Source organism: Pantoea sp. At-9b (genome assembly GCF_000175935.2).
Taxonomy (GTDB): domain Bacteria; phylum Pseudomonadota; class Gammaproteobacteria; order Enterobacterales; family Enterobacteriaceae; genus Pantoea.
This window is the reverse complement of the sequence record NC_014841.1, coordinates 255,108-280,886: the sequence shown is the minus strand read 5'-3', so window position 1 is coordinate 280,886 and position 25,779 is coordinate 255,108. Positions and strand designations below refer to the sequence as shown.

Below are 25,779 nucleotides of genomic sequence, written 5' to 3'. Positions count from 1 at the left end.
AAGGTGATGGTATGAGTTCGTTATATCAGTCGATGATTGGCGTGATCGAAAAAGCGATCACCCCGCTGGCCGGACGTCTCGGGCAACAGAAATACATCATAGCGATTCGCGACGGTTTTACCGCTGCACTGCCGTTTATGATTATCGGTTCTTTCATGCTGGTATTTATCTTCCCGCCGTTCTCGGCCACCACCACTAACGGCTTTGCCCGCGCCTGGCTGGATTTCTCTGCGACGTACCGTGAGCAACTGATGCTGCCGTTTTACCTCAGCATGGGTGTCATGACCTTTTTTATCTCGGTGGGGATTGGTGCCAGCCTGGGGCGGCAGTTCTCGCTCGATCCGGTGATGTCCGGGCTGCTGGCCTTTATGGCGTTCCTGCTGGTTGCTGCCCCTTATTCCAACGGGACCATCTCCACCGCCTATCTATCCGGGCAAGGGATTTTTACTGCGTTGATCACCGCGATTTATTCGACGCGAGTGTACGCCTGGCTGAAGCAGAACAACATCACCATTCGTTTGCCCAAAGAAGTGCCCACCGGGGTGGCGCGTTCTTTTGAAATCCTGATCCCGGTGGTGGTGATCATTGGCACGCTGCATCCGCTCAACCTGTTTATCCAGGCACAGACCGGGATGATTATCCCTGAAGCGATTATGCACCTGCTTGAACCGCTGGTGTCGGCGTCTGACTCACTTCCGGCGATCTTGCTGTCGGTGCTGCTGTGTCAGTTGTTCTGGTTTGCCGGTATTCACGGTGCGCTGATCGTCACCGGAATTATGAACCCGTTCTGGATGGCGAACCTCTCGGCCAACCAGGCAGCACTGGCGGCGGGGACCGCGTTGCCGCATATCTACCTGCAGGGGTTCTGGGATCACTACCTGCTGATTGGTGGTGTAGGTTCAACCTTACCGCTGGCTTTTCTGCTGCTGCGCAGCCGCACTACCCATCTGCGTACCATCGGCAAGATGGGCATCGTGCCGAGCTTCTTCAATATCAATGAACCGATTATGTTCGGCGCGCCGATCATTATGAATCCAATGATGTTTATCCCGTTTGTCTGCGTACCGATGATTAACGCCATCCTCGCCTGGACCGCGACCAAAATGGGTTGGCTGGCTCAGGTGGTGTCGCTCACGCCCTGGACCACACCGGCTCCCATCGGTGCCTCCTGGGCAGCCAACTGGGCCATCAGCCCGGTAGTGATGTGTCTGATTTGTATGGTGATGTCAGCCCTGATGTACCTGCCATTCCTGCGTGCGTATGAACGTTCTCTGATGAAAACCGAAGAACAAAAAGCGCAGGAGCAGGCAGCGAGAACTCAATCCGGAGAGAAACGTAATGAAGTATCAGTTTCCTGAGAATTTTTGGTGGGGCAGCGCCAGTTCGGCATTGCAAACGGAAGGTGAGAGCCGCGCGGGCGGAAAAAGTGCCACCACCTGGGACCATTGGTTTGCACAGCAGCCGTGGCGCTTTCATCAGCAGGTGGGGCCACAGCACACCTCGACCTTTTATCAGCACTGGCAGCAGGATATCGCATTACTTAAGCAACTGAATCACAACAGCTTTCGCACTTCGATCAGTTGGTCGCGGTTAATCCCGGATGGCACCGGTGAGGTGAATCCTGAGGCGGTGGCATTTTATAACCGCATCATTGATGAGTTACTGGCACAGGGTATCACGCCGTTTCTCACCCTGTTTCATTTCGATATGCCGCTGGTGATGCAGGAAAAAGGCGGTTGGGAGAGCCGTGAGGTGGTGGCGGCTTTTGGTCGCTATGCCCGGATCTGTTTTGACCTGTTCGGTGATCGGGTGCTGCATTGGTTCACTTTCAACGAGCCGATTGTGCCGGTGGAAGGCGGGTATCTCTATGATTTTCACTATCCCAACGTGGTCGATTTTCGCCGGGCAGCGACAGTGGCGTATCACACGGTGCTGGCGCACGCTGCGGCGGTGAGTGCGTATCGCGCCGGGGGCTATCGCGGCGAGATCGGGGTGATTCTCAACCTGACGCCGTCATATCCGCGTTCACAGCATCCGGCTGATCTTACCGCGGCGCATCACGCGGATCTGCTGTTTAATCGCAGCTTCCTTGACCCGGTGCTGCTGGGCGAGTATCCGGCAGATTTGGTGGCCTTGCTGGAACAATATGATCAATTGCCGGTGTGCCAGCCGGGGGACAGCGCGCTGATCGCGGCAGGTAAAATCGATCTGCTGGGCATCAACTACTATCAACCACGACGGGTTAAATGCCGCGAACATGCCGTCAATCCGGCTTCACCATTCATGCCGGAGTGGTTCTTTGATCATTATGAGATGCCGGGACGTACCATGAATCCTTATCGTGGCTGGGAAATCTACCCGCCAGGCATTTATGACATTCTCACCAATCTGCGGGTGAATTACGGCAACCCACGCTGCTTTATTTCTGAAAACGGCATGGGGGTGGAAAATGAGCAGCGCTTCGCGGAAAACGGGCAGATTAATGACCAATACCGGATCGATTTTATCGCCGATCACCTCAAGTGGCTGCATAAAGGTATCGCCGAGGGCAGTCACTGCCTTGGCTACCATATGTGGACCTTTATTGATAACTGGTCCTGGTGTAACGGCTACAAAAACCGCTACGGTTTTGTGCAGCTCGATCTCGCCAGCCAGACGCGCAGCGTGAAAAGAAGCGGTACGTGGTTTGCGGCCATGGCGGCTAACAACGGCTTTGACGGAGAGTGATAATGATCGATTTAGAAGACGCGGTGATGGAGATTATTGTTAACTCGGGTCAGGCGCGCAGCCTGTGTTTTGAGGCATTACAGGCCGCGAGGGAAGGGGATATCACCCAGGCGCAACAACTGTTGCAGCAGTCTGATACCTATTCCCGACAGGCACATAAAATGCAAACCCGCCTGATCGAGCAGGACGCCGGAGAAGGTCGCCAGCCAATGACGTTAATCATGGTGCATGCGCAGGATCACCTAATGACATCATTGCTGGCGCGTGAGTTGTCAGCCGAGATCGTCCATCTGTATCAGCGTTAAACGTGTCTGGCCCAGGCGGCAGCCTTACGGAACAGTTCATCTGAAGGCTGCACGCCGGTGTACAGACGGAATTGCTCAACCGCCTGGATGGCAAACACCTCTGCGCCGCTGATCACGGTTTTATGCTGCGCACGGGCTGCGCGGATCAGCGGCGTTTGTTCCGGCAACGCCACCACATCAAACACCACCTGAGCCGCCTCAATCGCTGCCGGTGAGAATGCCAGCGTCTCCGCCTCCGGCCCACCGGACATCCCTAAAGGCGTGGCGTTGATCAACACTTCCGCCGTTATCCCCTCCATGGTGTGGCGGTGTTGATAACCCTGTGCGGCTGCCAATGCCTTACCGCTTTCTTCATCCCTGGCGATGATATAGCCGTGGTGAAATCCGTGATTTTTTAGCGCACAGGCGACGGCGCTGGCCATGCCGCCGCTACCTTGCAGGGCAAAGGTTTGATGCGCCGCCACCGCGTATTTTTGCAGCAATTGTGCGATGGCGATGTAGTCGGTGTTGTAGCCTTTCAGGTAGCCATCACTATTGACGAGGGTATTGACGGACTGGATCACCTCAGCCGAGGGATCCAGCTCGTCAATCAGTGGAATACACGCCTGCTTAAACGGCATCGATACCCCACAACCGCGTATCCCCAACGCTTTGATACCAGCAATCGCCGCTGGCAAATCGCGGGTAGTACAGGCTTTATACAGATAATCGAGTTCCAACGCCTCATAGAGATAATTGTGGAAGCGGGTACCGAAATTGGTCGGTCGTGCCGCCAGCGATATACAGATGCGGGTGTCTTTGTTGAGAAGCCTGGTCATGGTAGTTCCCGTGGGTTGAATTGCCTGCGGAAAAATATTGCGTTAAAAAGAGGAAATGAAAAATTGATGTGTTTTGCACTGTAGAGTTCATCTTTTATGGGTACGCAACGCCTTGAGCAGCATTATCAAAAATTGTTAACCCTGTTCCCGCAGCGTGAGGCTCTGACCACGTTGCAAGCGCTTGCCGACGCCTTGTTTTGCAGCAAACGGCATATGCGCACCTTGATCATCCAGATGCAAGCTGCGGGATGGCTGGCGTGGTTCGCCCGTCCTGGCCGTGGGCATCAGGCAAAACTGGTGCTGTGCTATTCCCAACAAGAACTGATGTTGGTAAAGGCCGAACGCCTGTTAGATCTGAATGACATGCGCGGTGTACTGACGTTGTTAGGCGATGAGAAGCACCATCTGGCCTCCCTGCTACGTGGGCGTCTGGGCCATAGCGTGCAGGATGAACGCCAGTCATTACGGGTGCCATATTACCGGAGATTGCACAATCTCTACCCCGGAACGCCGTTGCGGCGTACTGAGATTCATCTTGTCAGGCAGATATTCAGCGGTCTGACCTGCATAGATGAACCAACCGGACAGGTTAAGCAGGATGTTGCGCACCGCTGGCGTCGACTTGATGCGTTGCACTGGTGTTTCTATCTGCGTCCTGGGGTGCTGTTTCATGATGGCACATCGTTAACCAGCCGCGATGTGGTGGCTTCCCTTGCCCGCAGCGCGCAAGCACCGCTTTTCTCCCATCTTAAGAATATCCAGGCGCAGGGTGAGTTAAGCGTCATGATCATGCTGAGCCAGCCGGACGAATTGCTACCCCAGCTGCTGGCCGATCCTGCCGCCCTGATTCTGCCCGCAGATCACCAACGGCGGCCTGATTTTGCTTCCCTGCCGGTGGGTTCCGGGCCTTACCAGATCGCGGAGAACAATGAATGGCACCTGCGCCTGACGGCGTTTGATCGCTATTTCGGCTTCAGAAGTCTGTTGGATGAAATAGACATTATCACCTGTCTGGAATCGGCACCGTCCGACCGACCTGCGGCGTTGCTGAGTTCCGGGATGAGCGATATTGCCTACGTTGCCACCCATGGGCAGCAAGTTGCCACCTCTGCGGATGACCCGGTGCTGGAGCGAGGCGGCTACTTTTTGTTATGCGACAGTCGTTCTTCCCTGTGGCAAAACATTACGCACCGTCGTTGGATACGCGCGCAATTAGCGCCGGAAGCCATCAGGCAGCAGATGCCGGAAGCTGTTCGTCCGCTATGGCTACCGGCCGCGAGCCTGCTATCCGACTGGTCGCATCAAATCGAAGACGGGGAAGCATGTCATCCCGGAGTGCAGCGTTTGCGGCTGGCGTACCATCATCAACATTACGAATTTCCGATGTTGATCAGCGCCTGCCAGCAGATTCTGGCAGCCAGTGGCATTGAGGTTGAGGCAAAGGAAATGTCTTATGAAGCCTGGGCTGCCGGAGAAGGTGAAGCCGATGTGTGGTTAGGCACGGTGAATTTTACCTTGCCGGAAGCATGGAATGTCGGCGCCTGGCTAACGGGCATGCCATTATTAAAAACCTCGATTTCCGGCGGCGATGCGCACCGGTTTGCCGACTGGCAGCAGCAATGGCGGGCAGGCGAACTTTCCGCACAGCAACTGACGGCAATCATTATCCGGGAAGGGTGGTTACAGCCGTTATTCCATCACTGGATGCGCTTGCAAGGACCCGAGCAAGCGCAGGGAATGCATTTTAATAATCTGGGCTGGTTCGACTTTACGTCAACCTGGATTGAACCGTTGGACGCGTGATTATAAATCAACGGGTAGATAATATAGGCACTGAGATTACATAATAAAAAACCCGCCCAAAGGCGGGTTTTCTGAAAAAGGTGGTCCTGTATTACAGGACCAGAACGAACCTGGTGTCATCACCGGTATGATAGCCGGGAGAGGACGCGAGCCAGGGCTGCATAGGGATTATAACAATAACGCAGTGAAAGTTAAAGGATGCGTAATGAACTGGAACGATCTGGAGAAACACTTTTCAGCCGCTCGTTTGGGGCGATATCGCACTGCGCGTGATGGCAATGAAACCTTGGCCGCAGAAGATTATGCACATAATCTCCAATTGGCTGAAGCCATGATGCCAGTCTTAAACACGCTTGAGATCGCCCTTCGTAACGGTATACATGCTCGCTTGACAGCCCGCTATAAGCGGCGTGATTGGTGGGCAGCCTGGATTGACGAGCCGGTATTCAGATGGCAGAACAAAGAAATAGCAGGCGCCATCGCAAAGCTTTCCCGACGCCACGAACCGCAAACGGCGGATAAAGTTATCGCCGAATTGACGTTCGGTTTCTGGAGTTCGCTGTTTAACGCACAGTTCCAGACCATACTGTGGAAAGATCTACGCCTAGTATTTAATCGTTGCCCTAAGGAGCTACGCCAGAGGCACAACATTTCAGCCGCACTTAACCAAATTCGTGATTTACGTAATCGTATTTTCCATCATGAACCACTCCTCTGGCTGCAACCGCCGTTGCCAGAACATCACGCCATTGGTGTGACGGTGGTCAGTTGGATTGATTCTTCACTCTCACAATGGCTCGCCGATCTTGATCGCCTGCCAACTGTCTGGGCTGATAAGTTGGCACGCTGACTCAACGCTTCGCCTTATCCCGGCGTGGCCGCACATTGATATCGGTGATTTGTGTTTCTTCTGTGGCATCGACAACCAGGCGCACTGCCGCCGCGACCGAATCAGGATGGCTGTATTCCAGCGGATCGATCGCGTCGACGTTGCCGACACGTTCGCGGCTTTTTCGGTTCATCGGGGTGTCGGTTGGCCCCGGTGAAACCGTTGCTACGCGCACGCCATGCTCACTCTCTTCCCCACGCAGCCCGTGCGCCAGGGCGTTGAGCGCAAACTTGCTGGCAGAGTAGACGGTATGCCCGGCCAGCGCGAGGGTGCCTGAACCGGAGTTGATAAACACCACCTGACCGCGTGTGGCACGCAAAGCGGGTAATGCCAGTCGCGTCAGCTCCGCAGGTGCAAACACATTGATTGAAAAGTGCTTTTGCCATAACTCCGGGCTGGCATTATCCACGCGAGCTTGCTCAGAGATGGCCGCAGAGTGCACCAGCACATTGATGGCAGGCAGTGAGTCAATAAAACGTTGTTGCGCGTTGAAATCCAGTAAATCGATATTCACCGCTTCGATATTTTGCCGCGAGCGCAACGCATCCAGTACCGCGTGATTGCGTCCTAACGCGTAGACTTGGTGGTCACGTGCAAGATTATGGACAATGGCTAAACCGATGCCGCTGGTACCACCAGTGACAATCGCCACGGGTAAATGAGGGGAATGGCTCATCGAGAATTCCTGTGCATTAACGAGGGGCAATCATCCTGACATAACCCACGCGCATCAGTTATATGAATAGGGTATATCCACATCCACGCTGTTCATATAGGACCGGTTAGCGCAGTTGGCTGTCTTTGCTGCCACGACGGTTGTAACCGCTGTGGCTTGCCTCGCGCTTGTCCCTCTCGTTCTGGCATTTAACGCAATAACGGACACCGGGTAACGCCAGTCGTCGTGCTTCAGGGATCGGTTCACCACATTCATCGCAATAGTGCGCACTTTCCCCCTGCCCAAGGTGACTCCGTGCTCGCGCGACTGCGTCATCAACAGTGGCGTCAATCTGATCCTGTACCGCACCATCACCAGACCAGCCGCTTGCCATATCCTATCTCCTGTGCCTCAGTTAATCTTAAGAGAGTAGAGTGAATCACCATTATTTGAGAAATCGAACGTTGCTCTTTTTAAGGTGACTGTGATGATCAAACCAAAAATCAGTAACAGGCTGGACGAAGACATTTGTGTGCATATTTTCATGGCCTCGTCCGCGATGGTCGGCGTTTGCCTTACCGTCATTGGTATTTTTCAGGTGGTGACAACCCTGAGACGCGAAAATACGTTGGGCGATGATTTGCTCGCCATCAATGCGATTATTTATCTGGCCACCACCATTTTGTCCTACCTGGCGCTCCGCACCCGCACTCAGCGGCGTAATCACCGGCTGGAAAAAATAGTCGATATTCTTTTTCTGGTCGCACTGACCTTCACCACCGTAGTCGCCGGGGTGATTACCTGGGCGATGACGTTTACCTGAAAGGTCATCACGCATCAGGCCAGCGCCAGGCAGGTACATCCAGGATGTCCTGCCCTTGGATCTTCGTTTGCCCTAACTCTTTTTCCAACTGAATAATGTGACATTCAGGGTCGCGCATCAGCGCATTAACCAGCCGGTTAGCGTGCGATATCACCCAAATTTGCGACTGTTGCGATGCCTGAAGAATTAACCGCGCCAGCGCGGGCAGCAAGTCCGGATGCAGGCTGGTTTCCGGTTCGTTCAGCACCATCAGTTCCGGTGGGCGGGGAGTCAGCAACGCGGCCACCCAGAGAATAAAACGCAAGGTGCCGTCGGATAACTCAGCAGCCGAGAGGGGGCGCAGCAGTCCCTGTTGGTAAAAGGCGATCGCGCTACGTCCCTCGCTATGATGGATGACTTCCAGCCGACTGCCGGGGAATGCATCGTCAATGGCATGAGCAAGGGCGTGGCGATCGCCGGTTTCAATAATGGTCTGCAGTGCCGATGCCAGATCTCGCCCGTCATGGTGTAGCACCGGGGTACGCGTCAGTAGCTGAGACTGGCGAGCGGGTGCGTCTTTATCGGTGCGAAAATGATCGTAGAAGCGCCAGTTGCGGATCATTTCACGCACCTGGAAAACTTCGGGGGCGGTGGTGGGATCGGCCAGTTGGTCAAACATGCTGCTGTAGACCGGCACTTTCTGTGCGACAACTTGCCACTGTCTGTCTGTACGGACTTTCAGCATATTGCCTTTTCGTTCCACTAACGAGGAAGCAGGGCGGTAGGATGGCCCATTAAAAATGACTTCCCGCTTAATCTCAGGATCAAGTGCAAAGGCTGATGAACTCGGTGTTGGCAACCCCAGGGTGATGGCATAGCCAAAATGGTCACTGGCAAAACCCAGCTTCAACCTGACGACATTATGCCGCGGTCCTCCTTCAATCGGCACGTCCCCACGTTTCATGCCGCGAGACAGGGTTTCCGGACCCGCCCAGTAGGTTGATGTTAATCCACCTTCTTCCGCCAGGGAGTTGACCACGCCTTCTTTTGCTGTCTCCGCCAGCAAACGTAATGCCTTGTAGAGGTTTGATTTTCCGCTGCCATTCTCTCCCGTGATGACACTCAATCGTCCTAACGGCAGGGTGAGATCGCAGATAGATCGATAATTAGCGATGGAGAAGCAGGTTAACATAGGCGCGGTCTCTCCCTTGAAACGTACTATGAATTTCCCAGTATAAACGGATACTAACCCACTGATATTTTTCGTAATGGAGTGAATATTTCAATTTGAAATTCCCTCATTTCGAATCCAACCCGAAGGTAGTAATGGTAATGAATGATGCCAGAGGCGATAGCGTCTGCAAAGAAGATGTTCCTGACGTGGTTAAAAAAATCATCTAACTTTAACGCCTTATAAGAAATTTTATGTCATAAAATTAAAGTGATTTAGGTGTTTCCTCTTTTAATTCATAGTTAGTTACATTTTGTTGTCTTTTTGCATGGCTGGCTTGATATCAATTGATGGTGAGATAAACTGAGTTAATAACTATCCGTTACCATTCCTCAATAATTACCTTACAGCAATCAGGCAAAAATATGTCGCTTAAAAATTTAAGTTTGATATCGATTGTATTTTTTATTTCTTCAATGCTTTTAGGATGCAGAATTAGCGATGATAAAGATCCTGAATGTCAGGCTAAATTGGATTCAGCGCAAAATAGTTTGGCGCAAAAAGAATATGGTTTATATCTTTCGATGCGCAACGAATTTCTCGCTGCCTGTAACCGATATGGCGTTGATTCTACATTAACATCTAAAAGTATCTCGTTGGATAACAGCATAAGTAATGATATGCAAAATTCGCATCAATATCTCTACTTTGTGGACCGGGAACGTTTGAATTTTCTTTCCGGTAGTTCAAGAGATTATAATGCGTATATGTCAAAGCAGTATGACTGGTTCGCCTCCCACGCTGATTACATTAAAGCCACCGATAAGAGAAAGGCAATTGACGTCATGACGGGATATGAAAGCGAAGTAATACGTTATTTCCGTCAATTAGGAACGGCTCATGCTACCTATTATCTGGCTAAATCATATGTTAAGCGTTATTCATTAGGGGATAATAGTGCAGCATTACTTCAGCAATTTTCTGAAGCGCTCGATCTGACTCCTTTTGCCACCCAGGAAATGTACAGCAATGCAATGAGTCTGGCCAGGGATAATAAAAACCAGAAATTAGAACAGCACTTTGCCCGGCAAGAAGTAGAACTTAATCGCGGTTGGGGTGCCACACCACAACAATCACGCATGTATCCTATTGATAAAGAAAAGCTTGTCAGGGTAGCTGAAAGTCTGGATGAGAAGCAGAGTCAGAAACTTAAAAATTCAACCCTGGAGTTGGCCGGTCTGCGTGACAAAGTTGATATTGAGAACCAGCAATTTGCTGCCCGACAGGTTGAAATCCAGGCTGAACAGGCGCGTGCAAATGCTGAATATGAAAAACAGAAGGATGTCGAAAATCAACAAACGATCGCTTCTTTAACCGGGATAGCGTCATCGGCGGTTATTGCACAAGCTTCCGGTGGGAATGTCATGCAAGCTGTCAACAGTAGCGCGGCTGATGCTGTAGCGGCTCAATCTAACGATCCAGAACTCATGCAGACCATCAAAAGTGGCTTTACATCGTTAACTGATTCGCAGCATCAGGAATGCAATCTTTCGACGACTTCAGGATTTAAAGCCTGTTGTAAATCTAATGGCGGAAAATTATTTACTACACCACGACCTGAAGGTGAGGTGAGTTACGCCTGTCGTCAATCACAACGCGGAAAGTTTGGCTGCATGTATAAGGGATCAACTCGGACAGGGCAGTGTGCCATGGAGTCGGAATGATTTGCGCTGTCAGACATACTTAAACGAAAAGGCCGCCCCTTGAGGGCGGCCATTGCTGTTACAACGTATTGCGACTCGCTGTTATTTGTAGAGTTCAGCCGTCATGTGAACACGGTTGTTGGTATTCGCTTCGGTGATTTTGTATTGAGCACCTTGCTGCTGTGCCTGCGCCGCGATTTTAGCTTCTGCACTGTCCAGGGTTGAGGCAGTAACGGATACGCTCTGTGCGAAACTTGCAGCAGACATCAGTGACAGAGCAGCAACAGCAGCGATTGATAATGCTTTGATAGTTTTCATGGTCTTATTCCTTCGTTTGTTTGGGTGGGAAGCGATGCGCCTCCGATGGAATAAATGATAACCATTGTTACCATTAGCAAGTTAACAATAAATGCTGATACTGTGATCATGCTAACTATCACGGTGATAGGAACCGCCAATGATGCTTTCGGGAGAGGGTTTACCTTGCGCAGGAGCGAAAGGTTGATGGCTTCATCTTCTGCCATTTTATAAACGCTCTGCTGAAGGCCTGCTGCGAACCAAAACCGTGCCGTAAAGCGATGGCAGAAATACTCTCCTGGCCTTCTGTGAGATCTTTGGCAGCCCTTTCAAGACGACGCTGGCGGACATAAGCCAGGATCGAGACACGATTGACTTGCTTGAACATATGCTGGATATGCCATCTGGAATAGCCTGAACGAGCGGCAACGTCCTCGATGCTATGTACGGCATGCAAATTCAGGTCAATCCAGTGCGTCAGATCTTCGATGATTTGTTCTCTGCGAGGCAAAATCTGTTTTCCTCCTGGTTGTGCTTCATCGTAATCATAATGTCTTTCAGGCAAAAAGTAATCGATTACTTTTTGCTAAAACTATGCTTGAGGCGAAGCACCGGGCTGGCGTATGAAGTAGGCCACAGCCAACGGTACGGCCAGCAACGAGATGATCAACCAGAAAATAATCTCCAGACTGAAGCGATGATAGCGCCTGACCCGCTCCTCAAGTTGGCGCACTGGGATGGCAGCTAAGCTGTCTTATCATGGTTCTTCCTGCGGGTCCCGTTTTGGCCATGTTCACCTCTCATTGATCAATGACCAAATATCGCTTATTTAAGAAATAGGGTGGGATATAATTATCCCACCCTTGGCAATAGCAGTACTGGAGTAGGCTTGAAATATTCAGGACGCCCGCTTTTTGGCAACAACGTATTATCCGGTTTCTCAACGTAAAAGTGCTAATGCCAAGGATATTAGACATTATAGGCTGTTTGACTGAACAAAATAATAACAGGATAACCTCCCACTCCCGGTCGGTGAAAAAATCTGATGGCTTAGTGAATACCAGCGATCTTCGACTGGAATGTGTGATAAAAGTCGAAAAATAAACATTTGCCAGCTCAATATAACTACAAATTATTCCAGGGGAACCATCCCTGAAACACCAGCGTCGTTTTTCGACCCTGTACGCTTTTAGCTCGTCACTGCCACCATAACTCAATATTTTCATGACGATACTCATCCTTCCTGTACTGGTGATTTTCTGGTCGTCAAGTATTATGTTTTCATAAACGCTATCGAGATCATCTAATAAGTCTCTGTCTGAACACCCCTTTATTTTCCCAGCAGGAATGTTGAAGTATTTGCATGCCTTATCATTTGCATAAACATATCGGGATGAGCTGTCTTTGACAGCCCAACCCAGTAGTGAGTTTTTAAAGTAAAATTCCATTTTTTCAACCGGTTATTACGATATGTCCTTTTTTAAGAAAAAACTGGGGTATATAATTATCAAACCGGTTGGTTCTGCAAAAATCAACTAATGCGGTTGATGAGTTGACCCCCGTCTTTTTGAATGAGCTGCGTAGTCTGCCATTGACGGCATCAACGGAAATGCCAAGAACATTACTTATCTCTTTAAGACTGAGATTGCATAGCAATAAATACATCACTTCCCACTCCTTTTCGGTAAAAAGTTCGGAGGGCGTCTGAAAAGTCGCATGTTGATTCAACTTTCCGTTTAATAATGATGTGGGGGTAAGAATATTCACATGCCTTACACTGATGACAGTGCCTATGCATAAACCATTTTCATCATAAAGGGGTTCCTGTATATTATAAACAGGTTGCATTATTTTTTCCCGCCCCTGTATATGGGTGGTGATCGCTCTTAAAACCGTCCCGGAACTTTCGACAAATCGTTCCTGCTGCTCGAATATATCTGCAAACTCAGCGACAGGGACGGGAACATCATGAATTTTCAAACCCTCGTAATCATATGTGGTAGAGATTGTTTGCCAGATCTTAAAGGCTTTATTGACATAAACAAACTTTGATGTCCTGTCTTTTATCGCCCAACCTACCACCGTGTCATTCTCAAACATCTGAATCAAACTTTTCGGTATCGATAATGTACTCATCAGTGTCGTCTCTCCATTGACTGATACTACATAAAACTTACCCTACATAAAAGTGACCCTACCTGAAGTCAACCTTTCATATCTGTATTAAAACAGCATACTTGCAGTTAACAAATGCAGCGCCAGGGAAATACTAGTAAAAATATAAAATAAAAGAAGTGATCTTCGCCCATATCTGACCCGGAAATGGGCTTTTTTTAAATTTAATAAATATTCATGCTATCAGGTATTAATGAAGGGGGGCATATGCCAATGGTTTAACCATTATGGGTTAAGTTTTCTCATTAATAATTAGCGGTGGCAGGGAGAGTGGTAACGTGCACGCCGATAATGAATTAGTTACAACAAACAAAAGGGTGCTTGCTCAAAATCACTTCGCCATCATGCCTCACAGGCTGGGTAGAGGAGCAACCTGAAACTCGCCGGTATTGTTGCTTGACTGGTGTTGGGCCGCAGGCCGATGTGGTTTTTTTGAAGCAAATGTATGATGTAACTAATATGCACGAAGGATCCGTTTGGATATCGGAAATTATTGTACGTTTAGGGGTCCGCATGGAAAACGGAAAATATCCCACGCTAAGACTGCTTTTTGTACAATTCAGTATCAACAGTGCGTAATGACCGGTATTTTCCGGCCCCCAGTTTAAGATTATTACGCCAGACGTAATCTCCGCTGTCAGTAACGTCAGCCCACTGGCGCGATAACTCTGATTCTCCAGCCCACGATCCCTGATTTCACCCAGCCGGTGCATGAATACCGCTCGCGCAAGAGCATTACGGGCCTCACCCCTATTCAGCCCAGCCTGTACGCGTCGTCGCAGGCCAGGATCACGGAACCAGTCCAGCATAAACAATGTCCGCTCGATGCGGCCAATTTCTCTCAGTGCTTTGGCAAGTCCATTCTGTTTTGGATAACTGGCTAACTTTTTTATCATCAGCGATGCGGTGACAGTCCCTTGTTTAATCGAAGCTGCCAGGCGCAATACCTCATCCCAGTGAGCCTCAATGTCTTTGATATTCAGGCTGGTAGTTGATATGACGGACTGAAGCCCCGGATACCGCTCGACCTTTCCATGAATAAACAGCCTCTTATCATGAAGGTCACGGATCCTTGGCGCAAAAGCGAAGCCCAGCAGATGCATCAGGGCGAAAACATGCTCAGTGAATCCTGCTGTATCGGTGTAATGCTCGGTAATTTCCAGCTCGCTTTCATGGTACAGCAGACCATCAAGCACGTGGGTTGAGTCGCGCACCCGACTGATCACTTTGGCGTAGAACGGACTATATTGGTCTGAGATGTGCGTATAAATCTGCACGCCCGGCTCCTGCCCATATTTAAGATTGACCTGGCCTGCATAACGCCCATGACTGCCAACCCGAAAGTTCTGCCCGTCTGACGACGATGTTTTCCCGTCGCCCCAGAATGCGGCCAGAGGTCGGGCTTTCTGGGCGTTGACCAGCTCAGCCAGCGCCGCTGAATAGGTTTCATCACGGATGTACCATGCCTGAATGCCTTCGAGTGACGATTTTGTTGCACCAGGGCAGGACTCTGCCATTTTTGTCAGCCCCAGATTGATGCCGTCGGCCAGAATGGTGGTCAGCAACAGCCTTCCGTCTTTTGGCCTGACGTTATTATTTTTGAGATGTGCGAAGTGACGTGTAAAACCCGTCCAGCTGTCTACTTCTTCCAGTATCTCCGTAATTTTCGGATGGGGGAGCATGCCATAAACCAAATCGGCAAAGGGTGAAACACCTGAAGGAACGCTGTTCTCCAGCGGAGTGATTTTCACACCTTTATCTGAGATATCAACATCTGGCAAATCACCAGCAAGAGCCATCGCGTTAACTTCTTCCAGACGCGATGCGAGAAGTGTCATACGGGTCTGAATATATGCCTGGCAATCGGTCTGAACGGCCAGCTGTAACTGGTCATTATGTCGGGATTTCTCAAACTCAGTGACCGGGATGAGATAATCATCAAAATTTCTGTATCGTCGCGAGCCTTTTACCCAGATATCACCGGAACGTAACGCTCCCTTAAGCTCATTCAGTACGCAAAACTCATAATACTTGCGGTCGATACCTGAAGGCGTGAGCACCAGTTTCCGCCAGCTTTCAGGGATAAAACCTATTGGCGCTTCGGGCGGAACTTTACGGAGCTGCTTACGGTAGATTTCCCTTGTAGTCTCAAGAGCATCGCTAAGCGCTTGCGCCGCAGGTGCCGCCACGAACTGTAATACTGACAACATTCGCGGGGCATATTTTCGAAGCGTACTGTATTTTTCGGTGATCAGGTGAAGCGGGTCAAAATTGCCTTTACGGGACAAAAATCGCGTTTCTTCCACGCTGCTGATGAACTCCTGCCAGGGAAGGACGTCTTCTATTGCGAGCCAGGGATCTTCACCGGATTCTCTGGCGTTAAGCAATGCCTGCCCGACGGAAGCATACTGCTTCAGCTTACTCTGAATTAGCTTTCCCGTTTGCTGGAGCCGTTCGGCCTGTGTGCGTTTTGCGCGGCTGAACAGGCTACCCAGAATACGTTCGTGCAGTTCTATAACTTCGTCAGTCAGTGTGGCCCGAGCTTCCTGAATGACACAAACCAGCGTAGCGTAACGCCTGACATCGGTAAATTTTGCCAGATCTCTACTGCTCATTTTCCGGCCCTCACGTGCCAGTTTGAGCAACCTGTTCTGGTGAACGGAAAGCGCAATACCATCAGGCAATCCCAGTGCGGCGATAGAATTAAGCCGATCGATATGTTGCAGCACATTTTTACCGTTGATTTTACCCGGAGGCTGAAGTAGCCAAGCGAGTCGGGTAGGTTGTTCACCCTCTGATATGAGCAGGCTATCGAGAGCTGATTTATGCTGCGTTTCCAGTTGCGCGACAAGTGCCGAAAATACGGCTCTGTCAGCGAGCGTGACGACTTCGGCAAGCGTCCGTTCGATCACATCAACAGAAGGGAAAATAACATTATTGTTATGCAGCCAACTGAGCATTTCTTCCGCCAGCATAAACCCTTTGTCAGTTCGCATCGCATAAGGGTGCAGATGCCGGATACAGCCTTTTTGCAGTGTCCGGCTGAATGGAGATAATTTAAGGTAGCGATAAAGTTCGGACAGGTGTTCCCAGCGGGTTTGCTCTCTGGATGCATATTCATGCCATAAATCAGGCTGTATTTTCAGTCGGGAAGCGACTCTGGATACGACGCCACTGTGAGGGAAATTACTTTTGTCAGGACTAAATCCTGGCCCGCGCAGGTAACAGAGTAATACCGCAAAACCCAGGCGATTAGCTGGCCGACGGTGCTTATTAATGAGTGCAATATCCTGTTCATTCAGAAAACACATTCGGGTCAGAATAATTTCCTCATCTGGTATAACAAGTAAGCGATCCTGCTCTTCACTGCTCAGTATCTGTCGCCGTGGCATAAATGCTTCCCTCGCGTATAGTTTCCATATGTTATGGATTGACTGTGACCGAAACTGACCGGTTTCGTACAGCAATCGAATAATATGTCCGAAAGTAAGTTAAATTAATTTCGGACATACATTATAATTCGTACATCCATTTCGTACGGAAATTTGCAATATGTCACGGGTTTTTGCCTACTGCCGCGTATCCACCCTTGAACAGACAACAGAGAACCAGCGTCGTGAAATTGAAGTGGCGGGTTTTACCATCAGACCCCAGCGACTGATTGAAGAGCATATCAGCGGTTCGGTTGCCGCCAGTGAACGTCCTGGTTTTACCAGACTGCTTAACCGCATGGAAAATGGCGATGTGTTGATTGTCACCAAACTAGATCGTCTCGGACGCAATGCAATGGACATCAGAAAGACAGTTGAACTGCTGGCAGATTCTGAAATTCGGGTTCACTGTCTGGCGCTGGGCGGTGTCGACCTCACCAGCCCTGCCGGGAAAATGACCATGCAGGTGATCTCGGCGGTTGCAGAGTTTGAGCGCGATCTGCTCATTGAGAGAACACATTCTGGAATTGCACGGGCAAAAGCATCAGGGAAACGATTTGGACGTCCCTCCGTACTGAATGATGACCAGAAGCAATTAGTCCTGGAACGACTCAGTACAGGGGTGACTGTGAGTGCGGTGGCTCGTGAATTCAATACCACGCGACAGACTATTCTCAGAGTAAAAGCTGCCAGATATTCAGACTGTTAGTTCTGTTTAACACAACGGGCTTTTACGGTCTTAACTCACCATATTTATACGAGGCCGTCGTACCACCATCGATTAATATATCGCTGCCGCTGATATAGGTGCCATTCGGCCCAAAAAGAAACTCAGCAAGTGCACCTATTTCATCAGGCGTACCGCCACGACCTGCAGGAGATTTAGCCAGCATATTCCGGTAAAATGCACCACGGTCAACACTATTCAGCTCATCATAGGCCAGCGGTGTGTATACAATCCCGGCGCTGATGCAGTTTATTCTGGCTCCACGTTTTCCCCACTTCACTGCTTCAGCCATCACGCGCAAAGCATTACCTCGCTTGGAAAGCTGGTAAGCGTACAGGCTATCATTAACCTCCTTAACCCACGGTAGTTCGAGCAGCGTCTCGGGCTCAAGTGTCGCCAGAGCATCCGCTTGTGCTTGTGTGAAAGCATCAACATTCAGTCGGTGGCTGGACTGAGAACCAATCACAACGGCTGACCCACCTGGCGCAATGACGTTGCCAAACTCTTCAAACAGTATGGCCGTACCGTATAAATCAACTCGAATAATGTCCTGCGCTTTCGCCTGAGAGGGAGACAGTCCGGCTGTATGAATAACACCTTTTACATCACCAATATGGCAGGCTTCTTTTACTAAATTTTGCACGGATTCGCGTGAACTGACATCAACAAGCGTGGTACTTACTTCAAACCCGGCACGTGATAACGTATGTTCGACTGCTTCTGCTATTTCAGGTTTAATATCAGCCAATAAAATATGCTTACCAATACTAACCCGACGTGCAATAGCCTGAGCAATAGATCCACTGCCTATAACAACAATCACGTCTTTCATTGTTTTCTCCAGTGTTTATCAGAGATGAATATAAAGGAAGATTTTCATTCCCAATGAAAATCTTCTACGAGCAAATTATTGAGCTTTATTCATAATATCGACAACAACACTATGGGTGTAAATGTCATTTATGCCGAACCATTCAGCATTACCCAGGATGTTTTCAATAAGTTCAGCGCTAACTTCAGTAATTCCCAGTTGCGGAAGGCGGGTTGGTGTGCCAATTTTATCAAACCAGGCCTCCAGTGCTGTAATACCTTGCTCTGCGGTTTCGAGTCCAAAAATTTCGCGCGCAAATCGGGTAAACTGCTCTGTATTACGTGGCTGATACCACTTCATCCACGCAGGCATAACTACAGACAAACCAGCACCATGCGGGACATTAAACAGGGCGGATAACGAATGTTCAATCATATGGTTCGGATAACTGAAGCCTTCTGTACCGGAATATATTAAACCATTCAGTGCCTGCGTGGATGCCCAGGCAAACTCAGCACGCGCATGATAATCTGATGGATCTACCAGCAATTTCTCTGTACTTTCCATCACGGTTTTAATGATAGCCTCAACCATTCGCGAGTGGAAACGTGGCTGATGTGTTGCAGTGAAATAGCCTTCAATAGAATGTGCGATAATATCTGCGGCAGAATAAACCAGATATTCACGGGTAATGGTTTTCATTAATTCCGGATTAACCACCGAGACAACCGGGAAAAGATGAGCGGAGTTAATCGCGTACTTTTGTGCGGTGTCTTCATTGGTTACCACGGCACCACAGTTCATTTCACTACCTGTCGCAGCCAGGGTCAGAATATCAAACACGGGCAATGCACTGTCGATATTACTTTTACCAATAAACAGATCCCAGACGTCCCCCTGATAGGGTACTCCCGCCGCGATAGCTTTAACGCTGTCCAGTACTGATCCACCACCAATACTTAATACTGCGTCAACATTATTCTGACGAGCCAGATTGATGCCTTCCCGAACTTTCCCCAGCGTCGGGTTACTAACGATGCCGCCGCATTCAACAAAAGTAATGCCGTTTTTATCGAGTGACTCCGTGACTATGGAAAATAACCCGTCACGTTTAATTCTATCGCTGCCATAACATATCAGAACGTGTCGAGAGCCATGCTTTGCAAGATGCTCGCCAATATTTTTTTCTTTATCTTTCCCGAAATCAAGCGTGGTGGGGTTAAACCATGTGAAGTTTTTCATATTACTTATTACCTTATCTGTGCTTACGCTATATTTTTGAAAAAATTCAGGTTTGTTACATTGGTTGTATATCAGTCCACATAAAATTAGAAAGACGTTCAGCTATCAACCATTTCCCATTCTGAAAAACATAACGGTCATGATAGCGCACGCCGCTGGTCTGCCTAATACGCTGACCATTCTCATCTTTGATTAATACTACCTGACAATAGGCAATACCCGCAGCCGCATCACCATCAATGGTTACCGTTTGCTGGCCGTTAATATGATAAACAACGGAAAACTGTGCCAGATAGCCACTGAACGCATCAAGAATTTGTTGCTGACCCTTTAAATCAAAGACTTCTTTACCGTCCATCACAACATTAATATGTGCATCAGCAGTAAACAGGGGGATTTGTGCTGCAACATCTTTTTCATCAGCCAGGTTAGAAAAAGTATCGACAAGTTCTCTGAGCGCCAGGCGCTGGGCTATTTCGTGATTAGTCATTTTTCATTCCTTAATTAAATTTGTACAGATAAAAGTTAATCCAGTCGTTTCAACACGCGTGCAGGGTTACCGCCAACAACGACGTTAGGCTCCACATCCCTGGTCACAACCGCGCCACCCGCAATTACTGCGTTTTCACCAATCGTTACGCCAGGCAGAATCAGTGCTCCGGCACCAATCCACACGTTATTGTGGATACGAACTGGTTTACAGATAAGAGTATAGCGATCGTCAAAATCATGGTTAGTGGTAGTAATTGTTACCTGTGGCCCGATTTGCACATCATCACCAATCTCAATGCCGCCAGCAGACATCATGGTGCAGTTATGGTTGATGAAGACATTTTTTCCTACTTTCACCTGGCGACCAAAATCGATGTAACATGGCGGCAGAATATGTGAACTACCGTCCAGAGCTTCACCAAGAAGCTGTGTAAAGAGAGGACGTAGCGTATCGTCGAGGAATTCAGTCGCCATATGGTTAATGGCATGCGTGACTTTCCAGCTCTCTCCCATATCGCTGATTGCCTGCGCATATTCAGGAGAACGCATGCTGACGGGTTTGCTTTCAGCAAGTTTTTGATATAAATCATTCTCTTTCATTTTTGTATCCTGTTGATTGTCATTACTGTCTCAATGAAAATAATTATCCGCGCATTATTATCTCTGGTATATGAATTATTTCCACTTTCAGAATTCTCATTTCAGGTATAATTGGTTTTCTTTAGGTCCCCACTTTATGCAGGGAACATCATGCTGGATAAACTAGAATCACTAAAGATTTTCTGTACTGCCGCAGAAACCCTTAAATTCAGGGAGACCGCGACACGACTGGGAATTGCACCACAACTGGTGACCCGCGCCATTGCAGAACTGGAGAAAACACTGGGTGAGATGCTGTTTGTACGTAACACGCGCCAAATGAAGTTAACGCCTTTTGGACAGCTTTTTTGGCCCAAAGCGGAAGCGCTACTGGTGGACAGTGACATGCTCTTTGCTGAAGGTAACAAGCACAATTCTCACGAAATATCCGGAAACGTGCGAATTACACTCCCGCCACTCTTTGAAAATCACGATATTCTGCGTCGCCTGCTGCAAAGTTTACTGGATTACCCTCAACTCAGCATTGAATGGCTGCCGACAGATGCCCATCTCAACATTATTGACGAGCAAATTGACATCGGCATACGTATTGGAACCGTTCCGGATAACCGTTTTATTGTGAAAACAATCCATCCCGTAGGAGTGAGTATTGTTGCTGCACCGGAACTGGTTGCCCGCCACGGCATGCCGGATTCTTTGCAGGATTTGCGGCACAATTATCCGCTCAGCGCCCTGTATAACAGAAATTCCGGGCGGATCTGGGCATGGCAATTTGCTGATGGCAGTAATTTTTTCCCTGTCCGGCCTGCATTCATTGCCACTGATATCAGCAGTGAATTGTCTGCTGCATTGTCTGGCCGCACCTACAGCCAGCTGGCGGATATTACAGTACGTCCCTATTTACAACGCGGAGAGCTGGTGAATATTTTGCCGGAGTATAACTTCCAGGCCTGGCAATTATATATTTTTCGTCCCCATCAGCCTTTGTTACCTGCCAGAGTTCGTCTGGTCTTTGACCTGCTTACCCAGATCCTCAGAGACCTGTTTCACAAACAGAAACAGGTCTCCCGGAAGTAGCCTTAGCGTTATTCTTTATGTCTGGACATGATGAACAGCACGATGATCAGTGATGTAGCTATGAGGACAGCCGCTGCGATGAAAGCATTATCGACCTGATGGGCAAGACGTTCCTGACCGGTTAAAAACTGCCCTCTGGTTTCAGCGGCTGCGACCATAACACTGATCCCAAGAGCCCCACCGACCTGATGTACGGCATTTACCACGCCAGATGCCGCACCGGCATCCCCTGGCTCAACACCGCCAATACCTGATGACGTCAGAGGCCCCATCGCGCCCCCCATTCCGAACCCGATGAAAATCATGGGTGTTAGGAGCCCATCAATATATCCTGATGTCTCTGAAAGGGTACATAACATTAATATACCCGCCAGTGCTGAAATCAGGCTGACCAAAAGGATATTCCTGCTTTTGACACGAGAGGATAAGGCAGGGACATAAAGCGCAGTAACGAAATTGACGAGCATGGAGGGTAAAAATGCAAATCCGGCCTGAATTGGCGAATAATCAAGAACGCCCTGCATAAATAGTGTTGAGTAAAAGAAAAAACCCATTGCTGCGCCAATATACAGCAACCGGGCGGCATATGCACCGGATCTCTCCCAACTACGAAACAGACGTAAAGGTATTAAAGGATCGCTTATTCTGGACTCAATGAAAATGAACGCAGCAAGTAAGGCTATCCCCCCAATCAATGCCAAAAGTGTAATACTACTATGCCATCCCACCTGTGCAGATGAGATCGTTCCATAAATAATAGCGGCCATCCCGGCTGAGGATAAAACAGTACCAGGAATATCAAGTCTGCCGATGTGTAATTCTGTCTCAGGAATAAATCTGTTTGCGGCCCAAATCAATACAATGCCAATAGGTACGTTAATCAAAAAACCCACACGCCAGGAAAGTAAGTCAGCTACCAGTCCCCCCAGAACAAGTCCAATACTGGCGGATAGGCCACCGGCTGCTGCATAGTAAGATATCGCTTTAGCTCTTTTATGGGGAGGCTGAAACGTCACCTGGAGTATTGCAAGTGTTGAAGGGGCAAGAATTGAAGCACCGACCCCCTGAATAGCCCTTGCGGTGACCAAAAATTCAGCGCCCGGGCTTAGCCCAATGGCTAACGAAGAAATTGAAAACAACCCCAGACCCAGAGTTAACATTTTTCGACGCCCATACATATCACCCGCTTTCGCACTGAGAAGCAGAAAACCACCAAACGTAAGCGCATATGCGCTCGATACCCAGGATAATCCAGTAGCGCTGAAATGAAACTCATTCTGAATTTTTGGTAATCCTGTAATTACAATCGAGTTATCAATAACAATCATGACATAGCTCATCAATACGATGGTCAGGATAGTCATGGGATGCGAGTACCTGCTTGGCGTATTTATTGACGTACTGGACAACATTTAATTTCTCTTCTGGCGTGGAATCTTAAATCAGGGATACCGTCTGGCGTTTTTCGAAAAATTTAACGCACCATAAGCGTCAAAAAATTGATCTTGCGTTAAGCATAAATACCTCTATTCAGCTTTATGCGCGGGCAATGCCCAGACTGTCACCTGAATAAAGGGCTGGAGTGATAACCACCTGAGTGATCAGATCAGCAATACTTAACCGGGACACACTGCTCCCCATGAACGTCTCCCCTTTTTTGGTGAGTACATAATCCACATCACTGCCATTGGTAAACCATCCTGGGCGGATAATCGTGTATTCCAGACCAGAGGCTTCTACCACGGCAGCCGACTCCCGATAAGGTGTCAGCACTGCACCATAGTGCTGATCTGGAACTTCATCATAGATACCCATCGAGCTGATAAAGATAAGCCGCCTGACACCGACATCTTTCATTGCCTGCACAATACACTGCGCCTGTCTTTTCATATCACCGCTCAGGTTGGCATAAATAATATCTTGTCCCACCATTGAGGCTTTAAGTTGACGGGTATCAAGAACATCCCCTTCAATGATTTTTATCCGGGAGGGATCCTGATTGCTCAACCGGTCTGACTGACGTAAATAAAGTGTCAGTTGGGCTTCGCTGTTATCCAGCAGATAGCGTGTAGCAACTCGCGCCAGGGAACCGGCAGCGCCAAGAATCAATACATTAGCCATTTATTTATCTCTCATTAATTAGTATGCAGACAGTGTAAATGGATCGTTTATCATTGTATGTGGATTTATTTTGCTTTCAGTATTCATAAATCAGGAATTATTGAGTGAATTTGTAGCGGGTAAATACAGAGGAAAGTACTCTTCACCAGCGACTCAGCGACTCAGCGACTCAGCGGCAAGAGCGTCATACATCGTACTGATGGATGACGGAGGAATATCAAAGGATCTCGGCCTTGATGCCTGCGTATACAAAAAACGGGCTTAACGTGGGATATTTTCCGTTTTCCAAGCGGGCCCCGTTTAAGGAGACTTGAACGATCCAAGCAGTGAGAGACAATCCGGGATCAACCATCGATTGATGGCAGCTGAAACCTAACTAAGGCTGGGGGCTAACCACCCCGAACCTTTTTGGCTACTCTGTATTCTCCAGCAAGGCTGTAATCCAAAACCTCTGGCAGTCGATGTATCGGAATACCTGATTTCCCGAAACTTACTACTTAATCAACAGTCAAGGTATCATTAGGTGGTCGCATAGCATATGGGGATCTCACCTTTAGGCCCCATTACGCCACCTAAAATTTCCAGATTTCACGTAGCGCGCTGATTTGATTTACATCAGATGCAAAAAAGCCTGACTGGTGTGATCGGGCTTTTTTGTTTCCCGGTGCTGAGTTGATACTCTGGCCGGGGGAGAAGTCACTCTACAATTGAATCGCTGGCATTACCGGAAGGTATAGACCGTACCCCAAACGGCCCCCTACGACATGAAAAAATATCTAATCAAAATCGTCCCGTCATTCTCGGCTTTTCTTTTTTTCCATCATATCGACCATCGCTCCCTGATGAGCCTCAACATTACGAATATAGCGCATCAGCGTTTCCGGTTTTTTCCAGGTACCTTCCTGCATGATCTGCGCAATAGGGTAGCCGTTGCGCGTCATGTCTTGTGCCGCACCGACGCGGGCACTGTGCCCACTCCACTGGCGATAGCGGTTTTTGTTTGCGCTGGCAGAGCCTGAAATACCCGCGACTCGCCAGGCTTTACGGAAAATATCCTCGACCGCCGGACGACTCAACGTCTGATGTTCCGATGGAAGGGCCTTATTCGAACGATGTACCCGACAAAACAGAAATGCATCCGGTTCTCCCCGAAGACCGGACGCGTTCAGCCACTCATCCAGCCGCTGACTTGAAAATGCGCTCAGCGCCTTAATCAAGCCACCGGTCATAACGATAGTTTTGGTGTGGGAGATGTCGAGAATAATGCGCCCGTCCGCAGATCGCGAAATATCGCGTACCCGAATGCGTACAATTTCGCTGATACGCAAAAGCGTGCTGTAAGCAACATGCAAAAATGCCAGATTGCGTAATTCCTGCAACCGCCCGGAATCCGCCCAATGATCATCGATGGTATCTAAATCGCTCAATCTGAAGGGGACAGCCTGACCGACACGTTCTCCTGCAACCACCGCCATACGATTTATTTTCTTCATCACACGATAAATTAGCGGAGAAACATTTGGCGGCGTCACGCCAGCGTTACGGTGTAACATTGCAATCAATGATGCATGCGTGGAAATCGTACTTGAAGCGCGTCCGGTTTGTTGTAACCAGGAAAGATAGTCCCGCAGATCGCTCGATAGCATCGGTAAAAAGCTACGTTGGTTTTCCTGCGACCAGCGCCAACAAACCGCCATCACACTCATCAGCTGTGACCAAGTATTGGTTGAAAAGGCTTCTCTGTCCTGCACAAACTCTTGTAGCCGCGCGGCAATATCACTCTCTGCGGGAAAGGTGAGAATCTGGCTGGATTTCTGAACAAACTCTGTCATTGCTGCTCATTAATTCATCGATGGTGGTAGTGATCGCGCTACGCCAATTCTGCGATATCGCGTGGGTCAATTCCTTGCAGATTTTATGTAGCGACGCCCAA

Annotated in this window: 24 protein-coding genes and 1 pseudogene; 9 read left to right on the top strand and 16 right to left on the bottom strand. The window is 49.0% G+C overall.

Translation table 11 applies throughout. From position 1 onward, the window contains the following. Positions 1–11: 11 nt before the first annotated feature. The 3 genes from PAT9B_RS28600 to PAT9B_RS28590 are packed head-to-tail and all read left to right on the top strand — an operon-like array spanning position 12 to position 3,032. Positions 12–1,358 carry a PTS cellobiose transporter subunit IIC gene (locus tag PAT9B_RS28600; protein ID WP_013512773.1) on the top strand — a complete coding sequence of 449 codons (1,347 nt, stop codon included), beginning with the start codon at positions 12–14 and terminating at the stop codon, positions 1,356–1,358. Further along, positions 1,339–2,727, top strand: a complete 1,389-nt coding sequence (locus PAT9B_RS28595) for a glycoside hydrolase family 1 protein (RefSeq protein ID WP_013512772.1) — start codon at positions 1,339–1,341, stop codon at positions 2,725–2,727. The genes PAT9B_RS28600 and PAT9B_RS28595 overlap by 20 nt, the downstream gene beginning before the upstream one ends. 2 nt (positions 2,728–2,729) lie before the next feature. Next, positions 2,730–3,032: a PTS lactose/cellobiose transporter subunit IIA gene (locus PAT9B_RS28590; protein ID WP_013512771.1), complete on the top strand. Its 303-nt coding sequence runs from the start codon at positions 2,730–2,732 to the stop codon at positions 3,030–3,032. Here PAT9B_RS28590 and PAT9B_RS28585 read toward each other — a convergent pair. Continuing rightward, positions 3,029–3,850 carry a shikimate 5-dehydrogenase gene (locus PAT9B_RS28585; protein WP_013512770.1) on the bottom strand — a complete coding sequence of 274 codons (822 nt, stop codon included), beginning with the start codon at positions 3,848–3,850 and terminating at the stop codon, positions 3,029–3,031. The genes PAT9B_RS28590 and PAT9B_RS28585 overlap by 4 nt on opposite strands. Positions 3,851–3,946: 96 nt before the next feature. On the opposite strand from PAT9B_RS28585, the gene sgrR reads away from it, so the two are divergent. Continuing rightward, a complete protein-coding gene (gene sgrR / locus PAT9B_RS28580; protein WP_013512769.1) occupies positions 3,947–5,653 on the top strand; it encodes an HTH-type transcriptional regulator SgrR in 1,707 nt (568 codons plus the stop codon). A 205-nt stretch (positions 5,654–5,858) separates the two neighbouring features. Continuing rightward, the gene (locus tag PAT9B_RS28575; protein ID WP_013512768.1) at positions 5,859–6,503 is read left to right on the top strand and encodes a hypothetical protein; all 645 of its coding nucleotides are present in this window, start codon (positions 5,859–5,861) and stop codon (positions 6,501–6,503) included. Between the two features lies 1 nt (position 6,504). On the opposite strand, the gene PAT9B_RS28570 is transcribed toward PAT9B_RS28575, so the two are convergent. Then, positions 6,505–7,218 carry an SDR family oxidoreductase gene (locus PAT9B_RS28570; protein ID WP_013512767.1) on the bottom strand — a complete coding sequence of 238 codons (714 nt, stop codon included), beginning with the start codon at positions 7,216–7,218 and terminating at the stop codon, positions 6,505–6,507. Positions 7,219–7,324: 106 nt separating this feature from the next. Then, positions 7,325–7,591 (bottom strand): DksA/TraR family C4-type zinc finger protein, encoded by a 267-nt coding sequence (locus PAT9B_RS28565; RefSeq protein WP_013512766.1) that lies wholly within the window; start codon positions 7,589–7,591, stop codon positions 7,325–7,327. Between the two features lie 93 nt (positions 7,592–7,684). On the opposite strand from PAT9B_RS28565, the gene PAT9B_RS28560 reads away from it, so the two are divergent. Then, on the top strand, positions 7,685–8,020 hold the full coding sequence (locus PAT9B_RS28560) for a hypothetical protein (protein WP_013512765.1): 336 nt from the start codon (positions 7,685–7,687) through the stop codon (positions 8,018–8,020). 7 nt (positions 8,021–8,027) lie between these two features. On the opposite strand, the gene PAT9B_RS28555 is transcribed toward PAT9B_RS28560, so the two are convergent. Beyond that, positions 8,028–9,191, bottom strand: coding sequence for an AAA family ATPase (locus PAT9B_RS28555; RefSeq protein ID WP_013512764.1), 1,164 nt, complete (start codon positions 9,189–9,191; stop codon positions 8,028–8,030). 404 nt (positions 9,192–9,595) lie between these two features. Between PAT9B_RS28555 and PAT9B_RS28550 the strand changes: the two genes are divergently transcribed. Continuing rightward, on the top strand, positions 9,596–10,894 hold the full coding sequence (locus PAT9B_RS28550) for a hypothetical protein (protein WP_013512763.1): 1,299 nt from the start codon (positions 9,596–9,598) through the stop codon (positions 10,892–10,894). Positions 10,895–10,975: 81 nt separating this feature from the next. Here PAT9B_RS28550 and PAT9B_RS28545 read toward each other — a convergent pair whose 3' ends face one another. The 5 genes and pseudogenes from PAT9B_RS28545 to PAT9B_RS28525 all read right to left on the bottom strand — a co-directional run bounded on the left by PAT9B_RS28545 (position 10,976) and on the right by PAT9B_RS28525 (position 16,737). Continuing rightward, positions 10,976–11,191 (bottom strand): YdgH/BhsA/McbA-like domain containing protein, encoded by a 216-nt coding sequence (locus PAT9B_RS28545; RefSeq protein WP_013512762.1) that lies wholly within the window; start codon positions 11,189–11,191, stop codon positions 10,976–10,978. A gap of 160 nt (positions 11,192–11,351) precedes the next feature. Next, positions 11,352–11,735: a helix-turn-helix domain-containing protein gene (locus PAT9B_RS28540; RefSeq protein WP_223300538.1), complete on the bottom strand. Its 384-nt coding sequence runs from the start codon at positions 11,733–11,735 to the stop codon at positions 11,352–11,354. Positions 11,736–11,970: 235 nt separating this feature from the next. Beyond that, positions 11,971–12,618 (bottom strand): PAS domain-containing protein, encoded by a 648-nt coding sequence (locus PAT9B_RS28535; protein WP_013512760.1) that lies wholly within the window; start codon positions 12,616–12,618, stop codon positions 11,971–11,973. A 4-nt stretch (positions 12,619–12,622) separates the two neighbouring features. Then, the gene (locus PAT9B_RS28530; protein WP_013512759.1) at positions 12,623–13,306 is read right to left on the bottom strand and encodes a LuxR C-terminal-related transcriptional regulator; all 684 of its coding nucleotides are present in this window, start codon (positions 13,304–13,306) and stop codon (positions 12,623–12,625) included. A gap of 576 nt (positions 13,307–13,882) precedes the next feature. After that, positions 13,883–16,737, bottom strand: a pseudogene (locus PAT9B_RS28525) (Tn3 family transposase). A gap of 160 nt (positions 16,738–16,897) precedes the next feature. On the opposite strand from PAT9B_RS28525, the gene PAT9B_RS28520 reads away from it, so the two are divergent. Further along, on the top strand, positions 16,898–17,485 hold the full coding sequence (locus PAT9B_RS28520; RefSeq protein WP_013512757.1) for a recombinase family protein: 588 nt from the start codon (positions 16,898–16,900) through the stop codon (positions 17,483–17,485). Positions 17,486–17,507: 22 nt separating this feature from the next. Here PAT9B_RS28520 and PAT9B_RS28515 read toward each other — a convergent pair whose 3' ends face one another. The 4 genes from PAT9B_RS28515 to PAT9B_RS28500 form a co-directional block, all read right to left on the bottom strand. Then, positions 17,508–18,335: an SDR family oxidoreductase gene (locus PAT9B_RS28515; RefSeq protein ID WP_013512756.1), complete on the bottom strand. Its 828-nt coding sequence runs from the start codon at positions 18,333–18,335 to the stop codon at positions 17,508–17,510. A gap of 75 nt (positions 18,336–18,410) precedes the next feature. Next, positions 18,411–19,556 (bottom strand): iron-containing alcohol dehydrogenase, encoded by a 1,146-nt coding sequence (locus PAT9B_RS28510; protein ID WP_013512755.1) that lies wholly within the window; start codon positions 19,554–19,556, stop codon positions 18,411–18,413. Positions 19,557–19,611: 55 nt separating this feature from the next. Continuing rightward, positions 19,612–20,046, bottom strand: a complete 435-nt coding sequence (locus tag PAT9B_RS28505; protein WP_013512754.1) for a nuclear transport factor 2 family protein — start codon at positions 20,044–20,046, stop codon at positions 19,612–19,614. A gap of 35 nt (positions 20,047–20,081) precedes the next feature. Beyond that, positions 20,082–20,648: a sugar O-acetyltransferase gene (locus PAT9B_RS28500; RefSeq protein WP_013512753.1), complete on the bottom strand. Its 567-nt coding sequence runs from the start codon at positions 20,646–20,648 to the stop codon at positions 20,082–20,084. Positions 20,649–20,798: 150 nt separating this feature from the next. On the opposite strand from PAT9B_RS28500, the gene PAT9B_RS28495 reads away from it, so the two are divergent. Continuing rightward, complete coding sequence (locus PAT9B_RS28495; RefSeq protein WP_013512752.1) at positions 20,799–21,725, top strand: LysR family transcriptional regulator; 927 nt, start codon at positions 20,799–20,801, stop codon at positions 21,723–21,725. Between the two features lie 8 nt (positions 21,726–21,733). Here PAT9B_RS28495 and PAT9B_RS28490 read toward each other — a convergent pair whose 3' ends face one another. The 3 genes from PAT9B_RS28490 to PAT9B_RS28480 all read right to left on the bottom strand — a co-directional run bounded on the left by PAT9B_RS28490 (position 21,734) and on the right by PAT9B_RS28480 (position 25,678). Next, entirely contained in the window at positions 21,734–23,089 is a 1,356-nt protein-coding gene (locus tag PAT9B_RS28490; RefSeq protein ID WP_190274700.1) for an MFS transporter, read from the bottom strand. 172 nt (positions 23,090–23,261) lie between these two features. Beyond that, the gene (locus tag PAT9B_RS28485; RefSeq protein WP_013512750.1) at positions 23,262–23,846 is read right to left on the bottom strand and encodes an NAD(P)H-binding protein; all 585 of its coding nucleotides are present in this window, start codon (positions 23,844–23,846) and stop codon (positions 23,262–23,264) included. A 794-nt stretch (positions 23,847–24,640) separates the two neighbouring features. Next, on the bottom strand, positions 24,641–25,678 hold the full coding sequence (locus tag PAT9B_RS28480; RefSeq protein WP_013512749.1) for a tyrosine-type recombinase/integrase: 1,038 nt from the start codon (positions 25,676–25,678) through the stop codon (positions 24,641–24,643). Positions 25,679–25,779: the final 101 nt, after the last annotated feature.

Bases quoted from the DNA above. Each gene is read 5' to 3' on its own strand.
- PAT9B_RS28600 (WP_013512773.1), top strand. From the start codon at position 12: ATGAGTTCGTTATATCAGTCGATGATTGGCGTGATCGAAAAAGCGATC.
- PAT9B_RS28595 (WP_013512772.1), top strand. From the start codon at position 1,339: ATGAAGTATCAGTTTCCTGAGAATTTTTGGTGGGGCAGCGCCAGTTCG.
- PAT9B_RS28590 (WP_013512771.1), top strand. From the start codon at position 2,730: ATGATCGATTTAGAAGACGCGGTGATGGAGATTATTGTTAACTCGGGT.
- PAT9B_RS28585 (WP_013512770.1), bottom strand. From the start codon at position 3,850: ATGACCAGGCTTCTCAACAAAGACACCCGCATCTGTATATCGCTGGCG.
- sgrR (WP_013512769.1), top strand. From the start codon at position 3,947: ATGGGTACGCAACGCCTTGAGCAGCATTATCAAAAATTGTTAACCCTG.
- PAT9B_RS28575 (WP_013512768.1), top strand. From the start codon at position 5,859: ATGAACTGGAACGATCTGGAGAAACACTTTTCAGCCGCTCGTTTGGGG.
- PAT9B_RS28570 (WP_013512767.1), bottom strand. From the start codon at position 7,218: ATGAGCCATTCCCCTCATTTACCCGTGGCGATTGTCACTGGTGGTACC.
- PAT9B_RS28565 (WP_013512766.1), bottom strand. From the start codon at position 7,591: ATGGCAAGCGGCTGGTCTGGTGATGGTGCGGTACAGGATCAGATTGAC.
- PAT9B_RS28560 (WP_013512765.1), top strand. From the start codon at position 7,685: ATGATCAAACCAAAAATCAGTAACAGGCTGGACGAAGACATTTGTGTG.
- PAT9B_RS28555 (WP_013512764.1), bottom strand. From the start codon at position 9,191: ATGTTAACCTGCTTCTCCATCGCTAATTATCGATCTATCTGCGATCTC.
- PAT9B_RS28550 (WP_013512763.1), top strand. From the start codon at position 9,596: ATGTCGCTTAAAAATTTAAGTTTGATATCGATTGTATTTTTTATTTCT.
- PAT9B_RS28545 (WP_013512762.1), bottom strand. From the start codon at position 11,191: ATGAAAACTATCAAAGCATTATCAATCGCTGCTGTTGCTGCTCTGTCA.
- PAT9B_RS28535 (WP_013512760.1), bottom strand. From the start codon at position 12,618: ATGGAATTTTACTTTAAAAACTCACTACTGGGTTGGGCTGTCAAAGAC.
- PAT9B_RS28530 (WP_013512759.1), bottom strand. From the start codon at position 13,306: ATGAGTACATTATCGATACCGAAAAGTTTGATTCAGATGTTTGAGAAT.
- PAT9B_RS28520 (WP_013512757.1), top strand. From the start codon at position 16,898: ATGTCACGGGTTTTTGCCTACTGCCGCGTATCCACCCTTGAACAGACA.
- PAT9B_RS28515 (WP_013512756.1), bottom strand. From the start codon at position 18,335: ATGAAAGACGTGATTGTTGTTATAGGCAGTGGATCTATTGCTCAGGCT.
- PAT9B_RS28510 (WP_013512755.1), bottom strand. From the start codon at position 19,556: ATGAAAAACTTCACATGGTTTAACCCCACCACGCTTGATTTCGGGAAA.
- PAT9B_RS28505 (WP_013512754.1), bottom strand. From the start codon at position 20,046: ATGACTAATCACGAAATAGCCCAGCGCCTGGCGCTCAGAGAACTTGTC.
- PAT9B_RS28500 (WP_013512753.1), bottom strand. From the start codon at position 20,648: ATGAAAGAGAATGATTTATATCAAAAACTTGCTGAAAGCAAACCCGTC.
- PAT9B_RS28495 (WP_013512752.1), top strand. From the start codon at position 20,799: ATGCTGGATAAACTAGAATCACTAAAGATTTTCTGTACTGCCGCAGAA.
- PAT9B_RS28490 (WP_190274700.1), bottom strand. From the start codon at position 23,089: ATGACTATCCTGACCATCGTATTGATGAGCTATGTCATGATTGTTATT.
- PAT9B_RS28485 (WP_013512750.1), bottom strand. From the start codon at position 23,846: ATGGCTAATGTATTGATTCTTGGCGCTGCCGGTTCCCTGGCGCGAGTT.
- PAT9B_RS28480 (WP_013512749.1), bottom strand. From the start codon at position 25,678: ATGACAGAGTTTGTTCAGAAATCCAGCCAGATTCTCACCTTTCCCGCA.